The organism is Enterobacter cloacae complex sp. 2022EL-00981 (genome assembly GCF_028737495.1).
Lineage (GTDB): Bacteria > Pseudomonadota > Gammaproteobacteria > Enterobacterales > Enterobacteriaceae > Enterobacter > Enterobacter cloacae.
The window spans coordinates 1-19,783 of the sequence record NZ_JAQZRK010000050.1; the positions used below are offsets into that span (position 1 = coordinate 1).

The 19,783-nt window shown below is 56.9% G+C and carries 19 protein-coding genes and 1 pseudogene; 10 read left to right on the forward strand and 10 right to left on the reverse strand.

Features of this window, described 5'->3' with window-relative positions; genetic code table 11:
* Positions 1–201 precede the first annotated feature (201 nt).
* The 7 genes from tauD to PUZ33_RS24510 form a co-directional block, all read right to left on the reverse strand.
* Positions 202–1,050: a taurine dioxygenase gene (tauD, locus tag PUZ33_RS24480; RefSeq protein ID WP_013095796.1), complete on the reverse strand. Its 849-nt coding sequence runs from the start codon at positions 1,048–1,050 to the stop codon at positions 202–204.
* Complete coding sequence (tauC, locus tag PUZ33_RS24485; protein WP_020686348.1) at positions 1,047–1,874, reverse strand: taurine ABC transporter permease TauC; 828 nt, start codon at positions 1,872–1,874, stop codon at positions 1,047–1,049. Before tauC ends, tauD begins: the two co-directional genes overlap by 4 nt.
* On the reverse strand, positions 1,871–2,638 hold the full coding sequence (gene tauB / locus PUZ33_RS24490) for a taurine ABC transporter ATP-binding subunit (RefSeq protein WP_058681372.1): 768 nt from the start codon (positions 2,636–2,638) through the stop codon (positions 1,871–1,873). Before tauB ends, tauC begins: the two co-directional genes overlap by 4 nt.
* Positions 2,639–2,648: 10 nt before the next feature.
* On the reverse strand, positions 2,649–3,611 hold the full coding sequence (gene tauA / locus PUZ33_RS24495) for a taurine ABC transporter substrate-binding protein (protein WP_058681371.1): 963 nt from the start codon (positions 3,609–3,611) through the stop codon (positions 2,649–2,651).
* 177 nt (positions 3,612–3,788) lie between these two features.
* Positions 3,789–4,721: a homocysteine S-methyltransferase gene (mmuM, locus tag PUZ33_RS24500; protein ID WP_058681370.1), complete on the reverse strand. Its 933-nt coding sequence runs from the start codon at positions 4,719–4,721 to the stop codon at positions 3,789–3,791.
* Complete coding sequence (mmuP, locus tag PUZ33_RS24505) at positions 4,708–6,108, reverse strand: S-methylmethionine permease (RefSeq protein WP_013095772.1); 1,401 nt, start codon at positions 6,106–6,108, stop codon at positions 4,708–4,710. The genes mmuM and mmuP overlap by 14 nt, the downstream gene beginning before the upstream one ends.
* Positions 6,109–6,345: 237 nt before the next feature.
* Positions 6,346–7,254: a LysR substrate-binding domain-containing protein gene (locus tag PUZ33_RS24510; RefSeq protein ID WP_013095771.1), complete on the reverse strand. Its 909-nt coding sequence runs from the start codon at positions 7,252–7,254 to the stop codon at positions 6,346–6,348.
* A 127-nt stretch (positions 7,255–7,381) separates the two neighbouring features.
* On the opposite strand from PUZ33_RS24510, the gene PUZ33_RS24515 reads away from it, so the two are divergent.
* From PUZ33_RS24515 to PUZ33_RS24530, 4 genes are all read left to right on the forward strand, one after another.
* Positions 7,382–8,569: an MFS transporter gene (locus tag PUZ33_RS24515; RefSeq protein WP_058681369.1), complete on the forward strand. Its 1,188-nt coding sequence runs from the start codon at positions 7,382–7,384 to the stop codon at positions 8,567–8,569.
* 11 nt (positions 8,570–8,580) lie between these two features.
* Positions 8,581–9,762 (forward strand): amidohydrolase, encoded by a 1,182-nt coding sequence (locus tag PUZ33_RS24520; RefSeq protein WP_252107900.1) that lies wholly within the window; start codon positions 8,581–8,583, stop codon positions 9,760–9,762.
* 118 nt (positions 9,763–9,880) lie between these two features.
* The gene (locus PUZ33_RS24525) at positions 9,881–10,990 is read left to right on the forward strand and encodes an AI-2E family transporter (protein WP_013095768.1); all 1,110 of its coding nucleotides are present in this window, start codon (positions 9,881–9,883) and stop codon (positions 10,988–10,990) included.
* Between the two features lie 120 nt (positions 10,991–11,110).
* Positions 11,111–12,895 carry a diguanylate cyclase gene (locus tag PUZ33_RS24530; RefSeq protein ID WP_058681367.1) on the forward strand — a complete coding sequence of 595 codons (1,785 nt, stop codon included), beginning with the start codon at positions 11,111–11,113 and terminating at the stop codon, positions 12,893–12,895.
* A 31-nt stretch (positions 12,896–12,926) separates the two neighbouring features.
* Here the strand turns inward: PUZ33_RS24530 and PUZ33_RS24535 are convergent, their stop codons facing one another.
* Both PUZ33_RS24535 and PUZ33_RS24540 read right to left on the reverse strand, forming a co-directional pair.
* On the reverse strand, positions 12,927–13,436 hold the full coding sequence (locus tag PUZ33_RS24535) for a hypothetical protein (RefSeq protein WP_045292999.1): 510 nt from the start codon (positions 13,434–13,436) through the stop codon (positions 12,927–12,929).
* A gap of 16 nt (positions 13,437–13,452) precedes the next feature.
* Positions 13,453–14,352 (reverse strand): LysR family transcriptional regulator, encoded by a 900-nt coding sequence (locus PUZ33_RS24540; protein ID WP_252107902.1) that lies wholly within the window; start codon positions 14,350–14,352, stop codon positions 13,453–13,455.
* Positions 14,353–14,451: 99 nt separating this feature from the next.
* Between PUZ33_RS24540 and PUZ33_RS24545 the strand changes: the two genes are divergently transcribed.
* The 6 genes and pseudogenes from PUZ33_RS24545 to PUZ33_RS24570 form a co-directional block, all read left to right on the forward strand.
* Positions 14,452–15,246 carry an SDR family NAD(P)-dependent oxidoreductase gene (locus PUZ33_RS24545; RefSeq protein ID WP_023620951.1) on the forward strand — a complete coding sequence of 265 codons (795 nt, stop codon included), beginning with the start codon at positions 14,452–14,454 and terminating at the stop codon, positions 15,244–15,246.
* A 24-nt stretch (positions 15,247–15,270) separates the two neighbouring features.
* Positions 15,271–16,485, forward strand: a complete 1,215-nt coding sequence (locus tag PUZ33_RS24550; protein WP_058681365.1) for an L-dopachrome tautomerase-related protein — start codon at positions 15,271–15,273, stop codon at positions 16,483–16,485.
* A 218-nt stretch (positions 16,486–16,703) separates the two neighbouring features.
* Positions 16,704–17,375, forward strand: coding sequence for a hypothetical protein (locus PUZ33_RS24555; RefSeq protein WP_058681364.1), 672 nt, complete (start codon positions 16,704–16,706; stop codon positions 17,373–17,375).
* A 388-nt stretch (positions 17,376–17,763) separates the two neighbouring features.
* Entirely contained in the window at positions 17,764–18,021 is a 258-nt protein-coding gene (locus PUZ33_RS24560) for a YjhX family toxin (protein WP_013095761.1), read from the forward strand.
* Between the two features lie 10 nt (positions 18,022–18,031).
* On the forward strand, positions 18,032–18,778 hold the full coding sequence (locus PUZ33_RS24565; protein ID WP_058681363.1) for an SAM-dependent methyltransferase: 747 nt from the start codon (positions 18,032–18,034) through the stop codon (positions 18,776–18,778).
* 234 nt (positions 18,779–19,012) lie between these two features.
* Positions 19,013–19,657 (forward strand): annotated as a pseudogene (locus tag PUZ33_RS24570) (DUF4225 domain-containing protein); the annotation flags it as partial.
* Positions 19,658–19,675: 18 nt separating this feature from the next.
* Here the strand turns inward: PUZ33_RS24570 and PUZ33_RS24575 are convergent.
* Positions 19,676–19,783: IS3 family transposase (locus tag PUZ33_RS24575; protein WP_131729156.1), on the reverse strand; the 108-nt coding region annotated here is incomplete at its 5' end.

Here is a 19,783-nt window from a genome sequence, read left to right on the forward strand (position 1 = left end):
CAGTCCACTGCAGGGATCTACAATACAGGCTCGTGGCCTAAGGCCGGGTACGGCATGGGGACTGCCTGACAGAAAGAACTGGCCGGTTCTTTCTGTACGGGAGGATAATACAAGGCCGGGTAAGCGCAGCGCCACCCGGCAAGAACGGTGCACAATTGCCGGGTAGCGGCTACGCCTTACCCGGCCTACGGGGGCGATGGTTCAAGGACGGTAGAACGGCTTATCCCCCAAAATTGTCGCCCGCTGCATAATTCGACGCTGTGGCAGATAATCCGCATTCGCATAGTGCTGCGTCACACGGTTATCCCAGATCGCCAGATCGTTCTCCTGCCAGCGCCAGCGCACCTGAAACTCCGGTTTGGTGATATGCGCAAACAGGAAACGTAACAGCGCCTCGCTCTCTTTTTCCGTCACGTCCACAATCCGCGTCGTGAATCCCTCATTAACAAACAGCGCCTGCTTGCCGGTTACCGGATGGGTGCGCACGACCGGATGCAGCAGCGGCGGATGTTTCGCAACCGCCTCCTGCCAGCGTTGATGCTCCGCTTCTGTTTTGCGGTACTTGTACTCCTGGAACGATTTTTTGAAGTCATGCTCCGCCCGCAGGCCGCTCAGCAGGGTACGGAAGGGTGCGGATAGCGCCTCAAAGGCCGCAATGCCGCTGGCCCACAGCGTATCGCCGCCCGTCTCCGGCAGCAGCTTCGCCGATAGAATCGCCCCTGCAGGTGGCGTCTCGATAAACGTCACATCCGTGTGCCAGTTGTCGTTGTCCGGCGGATTATCGTTATGCGTGTCGAGCACAATAATCTCCTCCACCCCTTCCGCATGCGGATAAACCGGATGGATATGCAGATCGCCAAAGCGCAGTGCCAGGGCGCGCTGCTGCTGCGGGGTGATTGCCTGTTCGCGCAGGAATACCACCTGATGGCGCAGCACCGCATGATAAAGCTGCTCAAACTGGTTATCGCTCAGCGGACGGGTCACATCCAGGCCCGACACCTGCGCACCAATATATGGCCCCAGCGGGGTAATGGTCAGACGTTCACTCATTGTATTTCTCCATGCCAGGGCGTCAGACGACGCTGCAGCGCGCGCAACCCCAGTTCTAATCCAAAGGCGATCACGGCGATAACCGCAATCCCGGCCAGTACCACGTCAGTCGCCAGAAACTCCCCCGCCGACTGCACCATAAACCCTAACCCTCGGGTGGCGGCGATCAGCTCTGCCGCCACCAGCGTTGACCAGCCCACGCCAAGGCCGATGCGTAATCCGGTTAAAATCTCCGGCAGTGCGCCCGGTAAAATCACAAACAGCAGCACCTGTGTCCGGCTGGCTCCCAGTGATTGCGCCGCGCGGATCCGCACCTGCTGAGCGCTTTTGACACCCGCCAGAGCCGACATGGCAACCGGGGCGAAAATCGCCAGATAAATCAGCAGGATTTTTGACGTTTCACCGATGCCGAACCAGATCACCATCAGCGGCAGATAGGCCAGCGGCGGCACCGGACGGTAAAGCTCAATCAGCGGATCGAGGATCCCGCGCACCGTCGGGCTTAAGCCCATCGCGATCCCGACCGGAATGCCGATAATCACCGCCGCCAGTAGCGCCACCAGAATGCGCGCCAGGCTTGCACCTAAGTGCTGCCAGAGCGTAGCGTCCATAAAGCCCTGCGGCCCGGCAATGGTGATGAGTTTTGCCAGCACCTGCCCCGGCGGCGGCAGAAACAGCGGGCTGATCCATGCCTGCGCGGCAACCAGCCACCACACCGCCAGCAACACCAGCAGCGTGCCGACACTGAGTGTTATCTGGCGCGAGAAAGGCCAGCGTAAGGCCGGGCGCGCGCGTCGCGTTTTCTCGCTGAAGACGATGCTCATGAGAAGGCCTCCCGTTGTTCAAACACGCGGCTTAAGACATATTCACGCTGTTCGATAAACCGCGGATCGGATTTGATGCTGCGCACCGGCTCCCCCGCGACATAGCGACGGGCAAACTCAAGCGGCAGCCGCTCCAGCACGCGCCCCGGGCCAGGGGACAACAGCACCAGCTCGGTCGCCATAAACACCGCCTCTTCGATATCGTGGGTGATCAGCAGCACCTGTTTACCCGTTTCATGCCACAGGCGTAAAAGCAGGGTTTGCATCTGCTCGCGGGTAAAGGCATCCAGCGCCCCGAACGGCTCATCCAGCAGCAAAAGCTGCGGATTGGCCGCCAGCGCGCGGGCAATTCCAACCCGCTGACGCTGGCCGCCGGAAAGCTGCCAGATAAACCGTTTTTCAGCCCCTTCAAGACCGACCTTTTTGAGCATGTCCCGTGCTGTTGCCAGCCGTTGCTCGCGGCTTACACCCGCCAGTTGCAACCCAAACGCTACGTTTTCCTGCACGTTGCGCCAGGGAAGCAGACCTTCGTTCTGAAAGACCACCCCACGCTCAGCGCCCGGGCCTTCCACTTTTTTCCCTGCCAGTTGAATGGAGCCATGCTGATATGGCACAAACCCGGCAATCAGATTCAGCAGCGTGGTTTTCCCGCACCCTGACGGGCCAAGCACAACCAGCAGCTCACCGCTCTCCAGCGTCAGGTTGATGTTCTCCAGGGCCGGTTTGCCACCGTAATCAGCAGACAGATTTGTAATATTCAGCATCGCAGCCCCCTTATTTCACAAAGCGATCGGTCACGTACTGGCTGTAGTCCGCCGCCACCGCCGGCACTTTGCCCTGCTCTTTCAGGAACGTGGCGGTATCGACAATCGCTTTGTTTACCGGCCCGGTCAGCTGTTTTACCTGCTGGGCAGGTGTGAGATAGGTATTACCTTTCACCAGCCCCGGAACGTCCGCTTGCGGCACGCCGCTCAGACGGGACAGTTTTTCGAGATTGGCAGGCTGCTTCAGCCATGCATCCGGGTTGCTGATATAGGGCTGCTGAGCGTCGAGGGCGCTTTTGGCAAAGGCCTTCACGACCTCAGGATGTTTCTCGGCAAAATCTTTGCGCACCACCCACACGTCGAGCGTTGGCGCGCCCCACTGGCCCACTTTTTCGGAGTCGGTCAGCACGGTGCCGTCTTTTTCCAGCTCATTGACGGCCGGTGCCCAGACGTATGCGCCATCAATATCGCCGCGTTGCCAGGCCGCAATAATCGCCGGTGGCTGCAGATTAATGATTTGCACCTGGCCTGGCTTGATGCCCCAGTGTTTCAGCGCCGCCAGCAGGCTGTAGTGGGTGGTCGAAATGAACGGCACGGCGATGCGCTTGCCGATCAGGTCTTCCGGTTTGGTGATGTTTTTCTTCACCACCAGCGCTTCGGAGTTGCCCAGCTGTGAAGCGAGGAGGAAAACTTCAATCGGCACCTGCTGACTGGCCGCTACCGCCAGCGGGCTGGAGCCGATATTACCAATCTGCACATCGCCGGATGCTAACGCACGCACCACGGCCGCCCCGCTGTCGAACTTACGCCAGTCGACGTTTGCGCCGCTCTCTTTGGCAAAGGTGTTATCCGCCTGCGCGACTTTCGCAGGCTCTGCGGAGGTTTGATACGCGACGGTGACGTCCACCGCCTGCGCCTGAAATGCCCACAGCGCCAGCGCGCCGAGTAATGTAATTCGCGATGAAATTGCCATCCTGTCTGCTCCCCTTGTTGTTATGAGGGCAGTATTTCCGGCGCGGGAATTTTGATAAAGGAATTAAAACGAATCGCTAATAACGATTCGTTTTTAGAAAAAAAGCGGGAAAGGATAGTGAATTTTGTGCGGTTGTTTTTTTCCCTCTCCCTGTGGGAGAGGGTCAGGGTGAGGGCATCAGCGCTGCGCGTTAAGCTCAGCAATATCTTTCGGCGTGGTGCGACAGCATCCACCGATTAATCTGGCACCGGCCTCCAGCCACTGGGGCAAATACCCCGCCAGCGTCTCGCACGCTTCACCGTGATGGTGCCAGGTTTTGGTCACCGCATCATAATGCTCGCCCGAGTTCGGATAGACCACCAGCGGCAGTGTCGTCAGGCTGTGCAGGTGTTTCAGCGCCGCGGTGGTGTTTTCCAGCGCGATACAATTGATGCCCAGCGCCACGACCTGCGAATTATCTTTCAGGGCCGCGACAACTTTCCGCAGCGGTGTCCCGTCGCTCAGGTGCTCGCTGTCGCGCAGGGTAAACGAGAACCATGCCCGGGCGCGGGGATACTCAGCCACAAGTGCTGCCAGCGCCTTGATCTCCTCAAAGGAGGGGAGCGTTTCGCAAGCCAGCAGATCCGCCCCCGCATCCAGCAACGCCTCAATGCGCGGACGATGAAATGCAGTAAACTCTTCGGCGCGACGCACATAATCCCCGCGATACTCAGAGCCATCCGCCAGATAGGCGCCATACGGCCCAACGGACCCCGCCACCAGCAGCGTGCCCGCATGCGGATTTTCCGCCAGATACGCTTCACGCGCCTTACGCGCCAGCTCCACGCTTTTGCCGATCAACGCGCGGGACTGCGCCTCGTCCAGACCGCGCGCCGCAAAGCCCGCAGGCGTGGCCTGATAGCTGGCGGTGATCGCCACCTGCGCACCCGCGCGGTAGTAGTCGAGGTGGACTTCACGGATAAGCTCCGGGTTTTCCATCAATACTTTGGCAGACCAGAGGTTGTCTGCCAGGTTGCACCCGCGCGCTTCCAGTTCAGTTGCCATTGCGCCATCCAGCACCACAAACGGCTGCTTTTCAAGGAGGGCGGTAAGCGGATTATTCTGCGACATGTTCAGGCTCCTGCGATGTCAGGTTTCGGGTCAGGTAGTAGGCACCATAACACAGGGCGACGAACGGCAGGCCACAATAAAGGGCAATGCGCTGGCTCGGATCAAACCACAGGCCGATACATGCCACCACGCAGAGGATAAACCCGAGCACCGGCACCAGCGGATACCACGGCGCGCGATAGTGCAGAGCAGACAGCGGCTGTCCGGACTGCAGATGACGACGACGGAAGACAAAGTGCGACGCGCAGATGCTGATCCACACCGCCACCACCGCAAAACCGGAAATGGCCGACAGCGCCACAAACACCGTGTCCGGTGCAACCACGCTTGAGAAGAGCGCCAGCACGCCACCGAGCATGGAAACGGAGAGCGCCGTCAGCGGCACGCCGTTTTTATTGACGCGGGCAAAGCAGCGCGGCAGCGTTTTCTCGTTAGAAAGCGACCACAGCATGCGCCCTGAGGCGTACAAGCCAGAGTTTGCCGCCGAGAGGATCGCGGTCAAAATCACAAAGTTAAAGATATCTGCCGCATACGGGATCCCGACTTTTTCAAACACCAGCACAAACGGGCTCTTTTCCACCCCGGCCTGCTGCATCGGGATCAGCGCCGCCAGCACAAACACGGTGCCGATAAAGAAGATGATCAGTCGGGCAATGGTCGCGCGGATCGCCACCGGAATAACCTTATGCGGGTTTTCCGTTTCGCCCGCCGCAATGCCGATAAGCTCGGTGCCGGAGAAGGCAAAGTTCACCGCCACCATGGTCATCAGGATCGGCAGGCCGCCATGCGGGAACCAGCCTTCAGCGGTAATGTTGCTCAGACCCGGCGCAGGCGAACCGTCCTGCATTGGAATAAAGCCAAAGATCGCCGCGCCGCCAAGAATAATAAAGGCGATGATGGTGATAACTTTCACCAGCGAGAACCAGAATTCGCCCTCGGCAAAGAAACGCGTGGAGATGACGTTAAGGCCAAAAATCACCACGCAGAAGACCACGCACCATACCCAGACGGGCACCTGTGGGAACCAGTACTGCATACAGAACCCGGCGGCGGTAAAGCTCGACCCTAGCGCCACCGTCCAGGTGAGCCAGTACAGCCACGCCACGGTATAGCCCGTCGCCGGGCCGAGGTAACGAGCGGCATAGACGTGAAACGCGCCGGTTTCCGGCATCGCCACCGACAGTTCGCCCAGACACTGCATCACCAGCCAGACCACCAGTGCGCCAATGAGATAGGCCAGCAGCGTGCCTGCTGCCCCGGTTGTCGAAATGATATAACCGGTATTAAAGAATAACCCTGTGCCAATCACGCCACCCAGCGAGAGCATAATCAGGTGGCGTGTTTTCATGGTGCGCTTTAGCTGCCCATTTTCTTGTTGTGTTTGCATATTACCTTCTATACGTATGGACATCTAAACATCCAAAGAAGGTGTGTTATACCGCGATTAACATAAAAAAGCTAGACGACCAGACGCAACCGGGCGCGTCGCGCACTGAGTCGGGGATGGGTTGTGAGGATCACATACAGAATCGGACGCCAGGCCATAAGCACCTCCGCAAGCAGATACTTACAGCATGGCGCGGACGGCTGTGATTCTGGCTCAGACAAAAGTCGTATCTGTCCGCTACCAGCTAAACCCTCTGCATGCTTCGCGCAGGCGAATCAAAAACTGACGCGCGTTGGTGGTCATCGCCGACTTTTGCGACCACACCGCGCAATACTGCGCCGACGGCAGTTGGGTGATGGGCAACGCCACCAGCTTGTCATCAAGCTGCAGCGGCTGACACATTGCCCGCGCGACCACCGTCAGATAGTCCGCGTTAAGCACCATATTCAGCCCCGTGATGACGGAATCGGTGCGCAGCGGGGTGATATCCACCTGTCGATAAAAATGGCTGAGCTCATTTTGTAGCTGCTGGTAGTAGCCCATGGATGACTCCGGCAGCAGCCATTTGGCCTGACGCAGCGCCATCAGATCGCGGGCTTCTGCCAGTGGGTGCCCCTTGCGTGCGATGATGCAAAACGGCGAGGTAAACAGCGGTTCGATCATCACCCCTTCCGGTGGCGCCATCGGATCCACCGAGCCGATAGCCATATCTATTTCACCGTTTCGTACGCCTGGCAGGAGTGAAGAGAGCTGCCCCTCCTTCACCGTCAGCAAGACCTGGGGCAGCGTTTTCTTGAACGCCTCGGCCACATCGGGAAAGACGGTCAGCGCAATAAGCGAAGAGAACCCCACCGTCAGACGCCCGTGAGTAAAATGGTTAATCTGCTCCACTTCATCCGCCGCACGCCGCAGCTCTTCAAGCACCCACTCCGCCCGTTGGGAAAACGCCATTCCCGCCTCGGTAAGGGCAATTCCCTCTTTGCTGCGCAATAAAAGTTGGGTGCCTAAAGTTTGCTCAAGCTCACGCAATGTACGGCTCAATCCGGGCTGCGAAACGCCCAGTTCCCGTGCGGCCGAACGGATACTGCCGCTGCGCGCCACCTGACGAAAGGCCTGAAGATGGCCGAGTTTTGGCAGATATTTCATCGCTCGCCCTATAACAAAAAAGCATCACCTATAGCAAAATTATATCTTCCCGCCTGTCTGGTAAACCCCTAGATTCAGAGTGCACACAACTATTCTCATCACACTCTGACGTCAGGCGGAAAACACAATGAAAAGCCAGTCACAGATGATTTTTTTACTTTTTATCGGCTATGTCGTGGTCTACATCGATAAAACCGTAATGGGTTTTGCCCTGCTGCCGATCGAAAAAGAGTTCGGGCTTACCACCGCGCAGCTGGGCTATATCACCGGGCTCTTCTTTCTCGCCTACTCTCTCTTTCAGGTGCCTGCTGGCTGGCTAAACGACCGAATCGGCTACAAAACCATGCTGATCCTTTCTCTGTGCGCGCTGGGGATCTTCGCCCTTTGCTTTGGCGCGCTGGGTATGAGCGTTGGCCTGCTGCTGGTGTTTCGCTTTCTCTCCGGCGTGGGGCATTCCGGCTATCCCTGCTCCTGCGCGAAAGCGGTGGTCAGCAATTTTACGCTGGAAAAACGCACCTTCGCCCAGTCGGTCCTGCTCTCCTCCGCCGGGCTGGCGATGACCGTCGGGCCGATTGTGGCCGTCTCGGCGCTGGAACACCTGGGCTGGCACACCTCGTTTGTGGCATTAGGGATCGTTGCCTGCGCCATCGCCCTGTTGATCGCCTTGCGCGTGCCGTATCAGAAACCCGCGCCACGCCAGGCCGCACATGGGCAACGCGAGGCGCTGTGGCGTAACCCCACGGTGCTGCTGCTGTTTTTCTCGGTGTTTTGCATCAATATCCCAAGCTATGGCCTGTTGGCCTGGCTGCCTAAATTCTTTGTCCAGAGCATGGGCATGCCGATTGAGGTGTCCGGTTATATCGTGGCGGCTGGCGGCGCGGGGATCTGGCTTTCGTCGTTGTGCACCGGCTGGCTGGTCGGAAAATACTTCCACCACCGCGAGCCACAGGTGATTTTGATCTGCGCACTGGTGAGCGCGGCCGCCATTCTCGGCATCTTCCACACCGCCACGGCGGTGAGTGCCAGCATCCTGCTGTTTGTGGGGGAGATCTTCCTGATGGCCACCTTTGTGACCGCGTTTACCCTGCCAATGAAACGCCTGCCGGAGAACATCATGGGCTCGGCCATCGGGCTGATAAACACCGGAGGGACGCTGGGGGGCTTCGTTTCACCGGTTGTTATTGGCTATCTCGTTGGAAAAAGCCACAGTTATGAAAGCGCATTTATTTTCTTGTCACTGGCAATGGTGTGCGCGGGCGTGGCGATAGTGCCATTGATAAAAAAACCTGCGCCCTCACTGCCGGTGACTGACTGAAGGAGACTGTCATGAAAAGTAGCACTGAAAACCTTATCCGCGACGTTCACGACGAGGTGATCCGCTGGCGCAGGCATATTCATGCCAACCCGGATCTCTCATTTCAGGAAAAGCCGACCGCAGATTTTATCGCCCGTGAACTGGCTAATCTGCCGGAGCTGACGATTAGCCGCCCGCTGGAGAACAGCGTGGTGGCGGTATTACAGGGGGAAAAACCTGGCCCGATGTGGGCACTGCGTGCTGATATCGACGCCCTGCCGCTGCAGGAAGAGAGCGGTGAAGCATTCAGCTCAACCAAACCCGGCGTAATGCACGCCTGCGGTCACGATGCCCACACCGCCATGCTGATGGGCGCGGCGAAATTGCTTTGCCACCTGCGCAGCCAGCTGTGCGGCAGCATCAAGTTTATCTTCCAGCCTGCCGAAGAAGTGCCGCCGGGCGGCGCGCGCGAACTGGTGGAGAAAGGCGTGGTTGACGATGTCGAGAAGATCTTCGGTCTGCACGTTTTCCCGACCAGTCCTACCGGTAACATTACGCTGAAAGAAGGGGTCTATGTCGCCTCCAGCGATAATTTTGATATCACGATCTTCGGCCGGGGCGGACATGGCTCAATGCCGCAGTTCTGCATCGACCCGGTGGTAATCGGCGCTGAAGTTGTCACCGCGCTGCAAAACGTAGTGGCGCGTAATCTCGACCCGATTAACGCCCCGGTGCTGACCATCGCGACCTTCCAGGCCGGTGACAGCTATAACGTGATTCCAGACAGCGCCCGCCTGGCCGGCACGGTGCGTACTCATAATCAGCAGGTACGCGAGCAGGTACCGCAGCTGGTGCAGCGTATTGTTGAGGGCGTCGTCAGTGCCCACGGCGCGCGCTGTGAGATCCGCTGGCAACAGGGTTACGCCGTTGGCAACAACCATGCCGACACCAATGCCATCGCCAAAGCGGCGTTTGCAGCGCACTTCGAAGAAGGTACGTTGCAGCTTGCCGATCGGGCCCTGTTTGGCAGCGAGGATTTCTCCTCGTATCAGGAGAAAGTCCCGGGAACGTTTCTGTTCATCGGCTGCGGCAACGAGGAAAAAGGCGCGGTCTGGAACGTCCACAATCCACACTTTCGCATCGACGAGGCCGCGCTGGCAGTGGGCGTGAAAACGCACGTTGCGCTGGTGAGCCCGCTTTTTGAGGAGATTTGACCCCTCCCGTCCTGACATTGCCCGGCGGCGCGTCGCCTGCGCCACCCGGCGCAATGGTTGGTAAATCCGTCAATCAGTTCTATAGTCGTCACAGTTTCTTAGTAACCAGGACTGACTGATGCGCTTTAACGGACTGACCAAAGGTTTCTTTATCTTTATTCTCGCCCTCGTGACGTGGGCGTTTTTCGACGTGCTATCGCCCTACTTCTCCGCCATTCTGTGGGCCGCCATTCTGACCGTTATCTTTAACCCGGTAAAAAACAAGCTGCGCGCCGCGCTGGGGGATCGCAACGGGCTGGCCTCGCTGCTGACCATCGGCATTATCTGCCTGATTGTCTTTATCCCGTTGATGGTGATCTTCTCCTCGCTCGCCATAGAGCTGAACGTGGTGTACACCAAACTGCAGGAGAACAACACCCAGTTCCCGGAGGTGGTGGCGAGCATCTTTAACCATCTGCCGGACTGGGCCAGCGGTTTCCTCGCGGATCACAACCTGACCAACGCCGCGCAGATCCAGAAAAAACTCTCCGATGTCGCTCTGCAGGGCGGGCAGTATCTGGCGGGCAGCGCGTTTCTGATCGGCAAAGGGACGTTCGGCTTTGCCATTAGCTTCGGCATCATGCTGTATCTGCTGTTCTTCCTGTTGAAAGACGGGCCGTTCCTGGTGCGCCAGATCCTCGACTCCCTGCCTCTGTCCGATTTCGCCAAGCAGCACCTGTTCGCAAAGTTTGTCGGCGTCTCGCGGGCGACGGTAAAAGGCACGGCGGTTGTCGCGGTGGTTCAGGGCACGCTCGGCGGGATTGCGTTTGCCATTGCCGGTATCGACGGCAGCATCCTCTGGGGAGCACTGATGGCCTTCCTCTCCCTGGTGCCTGCGGTGGGGTCGGCGATTGTCTGGGTTCCGGCCGCCATTTTCCTCTTCGCGACGCATCAGATCTGGCAGGGGCTGTTCATTGTCGGCTTCTTCGTGATTATCGTCGGGCTGGTGGACAATATCCTGCGCCCGCTGCTGGTAGGCAAAGACACCAAAATGCCGGACTACCTGATCCTGATCTCAACGCTTGGCGGCATGGAGCTGTACGGCATTAACGGCTTCGTGATTGGCCCGCTGATTGCCGCGCTGTTTATCGCCTGCTGGAACCTCTTCTCCGGTCGCGATCATGCGGGTAACGCCGAAGAGCTGGATGCCGCGTTTATTGAAGAAGGGAAAAATCCTCCAGATTTATAAACCGCTGACGATAACCTTCCCAACAGGCGGCGCTGTGCCGCCTTTTTTTTCGCCTTAAATCAAACGTTTTCTATAATTTGAAAGAACGCCATCCTTCTTTGGTCGTAAAAGGATCACCAGGTGCGAATCGCGACGATAACAAACTGGGCCTACGGTGCCACGGTCTGCCTGACCCTCGCTTCCGGCATCATCATGCTGATGGCGTCCAATGCCGACACCCTTGAGCGTCAGGCCGTTGAACAGCGGCAGATATTTGATCAGCTTACGGAAGAAATCGAAATCGAGGTCTGGGCACAGTCCGATTTAGCCCGCCTGTACGTGATTAAAAAAGATCCGCAGATCCTCAGGGAATACAACCAGTCAGAGAACAAGCTGAAGAGTACCGAACTCCGGCTGGAAAAACTGCAGGATGTCGGCGCGTCAGACGATGAGCTGTCTCTGCTGCATGAAGGGATAAAAATCGTCGATGCGTTACAGGACGAGCAGCAGGTCGCCCTCACCCACACGGCGCAGGGAGAAGATGCGCAGGCCATCGCCCTGCTCTACGGTGCGCCCTATGAGCAGGAGCTGGAACGCGCCCAGAATCAGATCGAACACTTCCGCCAGATACTCGACAAGCGGGTGATCGCTTCCGTTCAGGAGGCAACCAAAAAATCGAAAACGCTGCGGACAATCTCTGAAATGATGGTTGGCCTGACCGCCCTGCTGTTCCTGTTTGTGCTTGGCTTTATCTTAAAACGGCGCGTGCTGCGCCCGGTGGTACGCCTGAGCGATGTGGTGCATCGCCTGGCGTCGCAGGACTATGCCGTAGAAACACCCAATTTCAACCAGATCGATGAGATTGGCGATATGGCGCAGGCGATTCGTATCTTTCGTGAAAATGGCCTTGCGAGGCAGCGTCTGGAAAAAGAGCGCGACGCCGACTGGGCCATCCGCGAGCTGCTGGCGCGCATGACCCAGCGGCTGCAGGGGTGTGAAAACTTTGCGGACGTGATTAACGTAGCGGAGCTGTTCGCCCCCAATATCGCGCCGGGAATTGCCGGGCGGCTCTATATCCTCGACCGCGATCCGTGGCAGATGCGCTGCGTCGCGCAGTGGCTTTCGCCTCCAGGAGAGGATACGCCTTTTCATCCCGATGAGTGCTGGGCGGTCAGACGTGGGCAGAGCCATCCTCCGGTAAATGGCGAGCCGGATATCGCCTGCTACCATCTGCCGGCGTCGCACACGCATACGTCGCTCTGCGTTCCTATGATTGCCCAGGGCGAAGCCATTGGGTTGCTCTCCTTCCAGAACATCACTGCGGAAAATGCCCCGTCCCGCGCCTATCTGGAGCTGATGGCTGAAGCGCTCGGCCTGGCGCTGGCCAACCAACGTCTGCGCGATGCCCTGCTGGAAAAAGCCCTCTTCGATCCGCTCACCGGCTTGCGTAACCGTCATCACCTGGAAGATACCCTGCGCACCCAAATGGCGCAGGCGGTGCGCAATGAAGAGCCGGTAAGCTGCCTGATGATCGACATCGACCACTTTAAAAGCATCAATGACCGCTTTGGTCATGAAGCGGGCGATCAGGTCATCAAAAGCGTGGCCTCCATCGTACAACGCGCCGTACACGACAGCGGGCTGGCATTCCGCTATGGCGGCGAAGAGTTTCTGGTGTTGCTTTCCGGCGTCGATGAAGAGGCGGCGCAGGCGTGCGCCAAAGAGATTTATAACGGCGTGCATGAACTGTCGCTGCGCTATGGGCTTTCAGAGATTGGCCCGGTGGATGTGTCGATTGGTGTCGCCAGCTATCCGCAGCACGCTCAGAGCGATAACCTGCTGCGCGCTGCCGACGTGGCCTTATACCGGGCGAAAGAGCTGGGCCGTTCGCGTATTGTGAGCTTTGGGATGCTGGAGGCGGGCTGACGGTGATTTTCGCGCCCTGAGCTTTACCGATTCAGGCGCGCGTGATCGCCCAGAGCACCACAATCCCCAGCGCATTACTCCGCTTTTCCACGTACAGGGTAGAGTTGGAATAGACATTACCCTTCGGGTTACAGATGCGGATCTCTTTTTTTAACTCCGGCTCGTAGACTTCTGCCCCCGAGCAGCTGTGGCGGGTACTGGATTCATACCGGTAAGGTTTGCTCCATGAGGAATAGTCTCCCTCCAGTAGCCAGGCCGTTGTAAAAATCACGAACATGGCAACCGGCAGGCTGCAAATGAAGAAGCCGAGGTATAGTTTTATCGCGCCAGCAACACGCTTGCCTTTGAGTCGTCCCTTTCTGATAAAAATAACCATCGGCACCAGCGCCAGCAGCAACGCCCCTCCGGCCAGATACTGCTCCCCGCGGATCGTAAGGTATGTCACGCGATAAACGTTAACTGACCAGACCACAAAACCAGATAGCAGGGCTATACCGCCCGCGATGAGTGGGAGCCAAAAGGTATAAGTCTCTTTTTTCATAGTGGACATATCCTTGTCATTTTTGGTTGGTGAGAAGATCAATCATCGCCCGGGTGGCCGCCGACTGGCGTCGGTGTGGCGCGAAGAGCACGGAGAACGGCCGCGACCGTCCACGCAGGTGTGGCAGCACCTCGACTAACTGCCCGCGCTGTATCCTGTCGCGGACGATAAATTCATAGCTCTGGCAGATCCCCATCCCCTGCTCCGCCAGCGAAACCACGCCGAGTACATCGTCTGAGATTTCGATAGTTGAACCCGGCAGCCAGTCAATATCACGTTCCTCATCACGAAACACCCAGGGGGCAATGCGCCCGGTACGCGGCATGATAAAGGGCAGACAGGTGTGACGATGCAACTCCTCCAGCGTCTGCGGGCTCCCCATGCGGTGCAGGTAATCAGGCGATGCGACCAGCAGCAGCGCCGCGTCCTCCAGTTTGCGCGCGACTAACCCACTGTCGGGCAACTGCCCCAGGCGAATCGCCAGATCGAATCCCTCCGCAATCAGATCAACGTTGCGATTGGTGATGTTCAGCTCCACCTGAACGCGTGGGTAGTGTTGGGCAAAGCGCGCCAGCAGCGGCGGCAAACGGTAGTGCCCATAGGTGGTTGGAACGCTCATTCGCACGCGACCGGTCAGCTCGCCTTCCTGGCCCCGCCCCTCGCGTTCGGCATCATCAAGCAGTGCAAATGCAGACCTCGCCTGTTCCAGATAAACGCGTCCGGCCTCCGTCAGCCCCACGCGGCGGGTCGTTCGCTGTAATAACTGCCGTCCAAGACGCGCTTCCAGGCGGGAAACCGCGCGACTCAGGACAGAGGGTGTGGTGGAAAGGACAACCGCTGCGGCCGTAAAAGAGCCGTGTTCAACGACAGTAATGAAGACTTCAACGTCTCCGAGATAATCGAATTTGCGGCTCATTTTGCTCTTTCAGGAACAAATGTTTTTCAATCTGGCTAATTTATCCCCTCCGGAGTGATGAGTAAAGTGAGCTGCATTCATCACCAGAGGGTAAACACTATGGATCTTCAACTCACCGGTAAGACCGCGCTGGTTACGGGCGCAACCGCAGGCATTGGTTTGGCCATCGCCCGCACGCTCGCTCAAGAAGGGGTTGCCGTCACCCTTACCGGACGCGACCCGGCAAAGCTGCAAAAAGCCGCGGCCACCATCACCGACGCGACGCCTGACGCACAGGTCTCCACCGTTGTCGTTGACCTCGGTACCCTGGAGGGCGCAGAAGCCTTGTTCGCCGCCTGCCCTGACACCGATATTCTGATTAATAACCTGGGGTTCTACGAAGCCAAAGCCTTCGCGGATATTAACGACGAAGACTGGCTGCGCATGTTCAACACCAATGTGATGTCCGGCGTCCGCCTCTCACGCCACTACTTCCCGCGCATGCTGGAACGGAACTGGGGACGGGTGATTTTTATATCCAGCGAAGTGGGCGCCTTTACGCCGCCAGACATGGTGCATTACGGCGTCAGCAAATCAGCGCAGCTTGCTGTTTCGCGCGGTATGGCCGAACTGACCCGGGGAACCGGCGTGACGGTTAACAGCGTGCTGCCGTCGGCGACGCGCTCGGACGGCATTATTGAGTACCTTCGCCAGACCGCGCCTGCCCCGGATATGACCGATCGGGAGATCGAAGCGCATTTCTTCCAGACCTACCGCCCCAGCTCGTTGATCGCCAGAATGATTGAGGCAGACGAGATCGCGGCGATGGTCGCTCTGTTAGCCAGCCCACTGGGCGCGGCATCCAACGGGGCGGCTGTACGCGTCGAGGGCGGCACGTTCCGTTCCATCCTTTAATGCTGAACTCACCGGAGCCTTTTCATGTTCATTCGCACCCGTAGTCTGTCCGCCATTGCGCTGGCGGCGCTGATCGCTTTCCCGAGTCTCGCCAGTGCGGCGACGCTCCAGCCCCTGGAACGCTGGCGCAGCTATGCTGGCGTGAGCTGGGATACCCCGCAGAATGGGCAAACGCCGACGCGCTTTTCCGGCTCGGTTAACGCGCCCATTGCCGGTATCCATTTTGATGCAAAGGGCCGGGCCTTTGTCAGTACGCCCCGGCTGGTTTCTGCCGCCGCCCCCGCCACGCTGAGCATTCTGGATACGACTGTTCAGTCCGGCCCTGCCCGCCTGACGGCGTTTCCGTCACGCGAGGGGAACGCGGTAAACACCGATCCCGCGCAGAACCTGCGCAACGTGCTTGGCTTTTATATTGATCGTCAAAATGGCTGGCTATGGGCGCTGGACATGGGGTTTGTCGCAGGCGAAGCGGAGTCGCCCGTGGGCTCGCAGAAACTGGTCGTGCTGGATCTCAACACAGGCCGCACCCTTAAACGTATCGCCCTGGATGGCGTGGCGGACCGCAAAGCCAGCTTCCTGAACGATGTGGTTGTCGATGAGAAACGCCGTGTCGCCTATATCTCCGATAGCGGCTCACGGAGCGCACCGGAAAACCGCGTGGGCCTTATCGTCGTAGATTTCGCCACCGGTACGGCGCGACGCGTGCTCGACCGTCACCCTGCGCTACAGATTGAGCCGGGCGTCAAGGTGGTTTCACACGGTGCGGAGGTCTGGCCGGGTAAACCCTTGTTGATTGGCATCAACGGTATTGCGCTCTCCCCGGATGCGGACACGCTGTACTGGACGGTCACAACGGGAACCCATGCCTGGGCAGTGCCCACGGCATTGCTGAGGCAGGCAGGATCAACCGATGCGCAGATTGCCGCCAGTATCCAGGATCTTGGCGTGGTGGGCGGTAACACCGACGGTCTTGTGACCGATGCAAAGGGCAACCTCTATATCACGGATGTCACCCGCAACGGTATTGTCCGGTTTGCTCCGAAGCACCGCGCTATGTCGCTTATCGCCGCCAGCGAAGACGTTTACTGGCCAGACACACCGGCAATCCGTCCGGACGGGGATTTGATCTTTACCTCGAGTCGCCTCAATGACCACTTCGCGGGAGCCGTTAAACCCGGAGAGGAACGCTATGATTTGTGGCGTTTGCCTCTCGGTGGGTCACATAATACGGGCGAATAATAAAATACCCGTGGCTGGATAATCGCTAACGATTATTGATGCGGGTCAAAGGAATGTGGCTGATTGACTAAAGAACAAGGTCAGGGAGTCGATATTTATCTGGGTAGTTGTCAGCCTGTGTCTGCAGGCTGGCAACTCTGCCGGGCAAGATAAACGGCCCTTTTCGGCTCAGGATCATCCACGCAGCCATCTAAATAAAATTATCTCATGGAGAGAAAATGAAAGTTCGTCTTCTAGCGATTGTATCTGCATCCTTAATTCTTGCGGGCTGTGCTGGCTCGGTAAAACCCGACACCGTGAAAGCGGCAAATGGCAGCGCAATTGATATTTATAGCGTATCAGCACTGCCGGAACTGAATGACAACCGTATCGCCGACAACACATTGCGCGAAGTGACCCCGACGCATGCCGCAGCCGGTATGGGGCTTGCCGTTCTCGGCGCGTTAACCGGTAACATTAACTCCGGTGACTTTGATAAAGAGAACTATAAAGGGACATCCATTGAAACCCTGCAAAACCCGACGAACAGCTGGTTTGTTCCTAAAGCGAAACAAAATATCAGCAAGTGGCTGAACGAAAAAGACAATGGTCACGTTTACAAGCAGCCACTCTATATTGGTAAAGCAACCTGGGCGCTGATCTATAAAGACGCCACCGCGACCACACCTCTCTATCAGCTGAAATACAAAGTCCTCTTCTATAAACGTCCGGAAAGCGGAAATATGTTCTCTGCATTTACGGTAGCGGAATGCGCCCCTACGCCAGTTGAAGCGCCACTGAGCGAGTGGAGTGCAAATAATTACCAAAAAGTGACCAGCCAAACTGAAAGCTACATGAAAAGCTGCCTGCTTGAGCTGGACAACCAGCTGCCGCGTTTGCTGAAGCTGTAATGTGATGTGCTGTACGGCCCGCTTCGTGCGGGCTTGTGTGGGAGTACGCTCATCCTGAAATACCATGGGGTTTCAATATAGATAGCCGGCCCACGGGCTTACCTTTTCACTTCCAGCCTGCCGGGAATACAACATACTGGCGCCGCCCCTCCACTCCTGGATCACACTTTTCATCCCTGGCTATTCACTTACCAAAAAGCGGTGTTATCATTCGCCTCGTAAATACCTTTCAACTCTACCCGAGGCTTTGATGCTGGAGAATGTAATCATCTGATAATCAGCACCCCGACCTTTCAGGCCGGACTGATTATCAATGCGCTGAAATCGAATGCGGACACCGCTGTGTGTTTGCACGTTTTGCACATGATGATTAAACAGGTTTTCCAGTATGAATTTATCCCGTCAGGAACAACGTACCTTACACGTTCTCGCTAAAGGTGGACGTATTGTGCACGTCCGCGATGCATCCGGCCGCGTCACTTCCGTTGAATGCTACAGCCGGGAAGGGCTTCTGCTCACCGACTGCACACTCGCCGTCTTTAAAAAACTCAAAACCAAAAAGCTGATCAAATCCGTCAACGGTCAGCCCTACCGCATCAATACCACCGGGCTGAACAACGTTCGCGCCCAGCCTGATAATCGATAAGGAGAGGATTATGGATATCCCACGTATTTTTACTATCAGCGAAAGTGAACACCGCATTCACAACCCCTTCACGCCAGAGAAGTACGCCACGCTGGGCCGCGTGTTACGCATGAAGCCAGGCGCGCGCATTCTCGATCTCGGCAGCGGCTCAGGAGAGATGCTGTGCACCTGGGCACGGGACTACGGCATTACCGGTACCGGCATCGACATGAGCCCGCTCTTCACTGCTCAGGCAAAGCTGCGCGCGGAAGAGCTTGGCGTCAGTGAACGCGTTCATTTTATTCATAACGACGCGGCGGGCTACGTCGCGGATGAAAAATGTGACGTGGCGGCCTGCGTAGGTGCAACCTGGATTGCGGGCGGCGTCGCCGGGACGATCGAACTGCTGGCAAAGAGCCTTAAGCCAGGCGGACTGGTGCTTATCGGCGAACCGTACTGGCGTCAGCTGCCTGCGACGGAAGAGATTGCCCAGGCCTGTGGCGTTTCATCGGTGGCCGATTTCCTCACCCTGCCCGACCTTGTCGCCTCATTCGATGAACAGGGCTATGACCTGGTCGAAATGGTACTGGCAGACCAGGAAGGCTGGGATCGGTATGAAGCGGCTAAATGGCTGACCATGCGCCGCTGGCTGGAGGAAAACCCTGAAGATGATTTTGCGTATGAGGTTCGGGCAGAGCTGACGAATGCGCCTAAACGCCATGTGACGTATACGCGGGAATACTTTGGCTGGGGCGTGTTTGCCTTAATCGCACGATAAAAAGGAGCAGGCGATATAACCCAAAGGTTATATCGCCTTTTTGCAGAGTGCGCACAATATTATGCCTGTCGTATTTAATTATCGTTAATTGTTCCCTTTATTCGTCATTGTAATTACGGGTGGTTATTCTTTTACTGGCGTGAGATGAATACCAGGGGATCGTCTATTGAGAAAAACCGATGAGGCGAATATATTGCCCGTAAAACAGCCAGGCATATTAATGAAGGAAGCATGATGGATATTGCGCTGCTTAACAGGGGATGGAACAGAACCTGGTCAGATACGATGGTGAATCTGGAAGCCCGAAAGGTCATCGAAACTGCAAATCGACTGTCAGCTTACTATTTACAAGATCGTCTAACACGTATCAAGTTTGTTGAGGAAATAAAACAGGTCGTAGAAAAAGAGTTCGCGACAGCACGGCGGGCGAAAACCGATGAAGAATGCATTGAATGCCTCAAAAATCTGCGTGCCGAAAAAGAGAATCTTCTTGAGCAAGAGCGCTTGTTAAGGACGAGGTCCGCTCAGCTTTATGCGAAGGTCGAGTTTGTCAGGTAAAATAACAAGATAGTCGGATATGTGATTTCGGCTGTGAATGTGGTGCTTTCAGGAATGGTTTTCTTTGGTGGCTTTATGATGTTATCCACTATGGGGCCAATTGGTATGCTGGCTGGGGCAGTCCTGATTGCCGATGGTATGAACGGATTAACGAAAGAAGTACTCAACTTTGATCAGCCAGCAGGACATAAACCCTCGCAAGGTATCATTGCTGACTCCGCGATGCATACCGCCCAATTTATGGGATTTAATCCTAACACGGGTCTGGCTCTCTATAATGGTGTTACTCTTGGAGCCAGTGTGTACAGCATTGTAGGACTCTGAATCGCCACGGATAATCTAGACACTTCCGAGCCGTTGATAATACTGGTTTTCATATTCTGTCGGTGACATCTGTTCGCTAGAACCATGCCGACGCTTACTGTTATAAAACATTTCGATGTAATC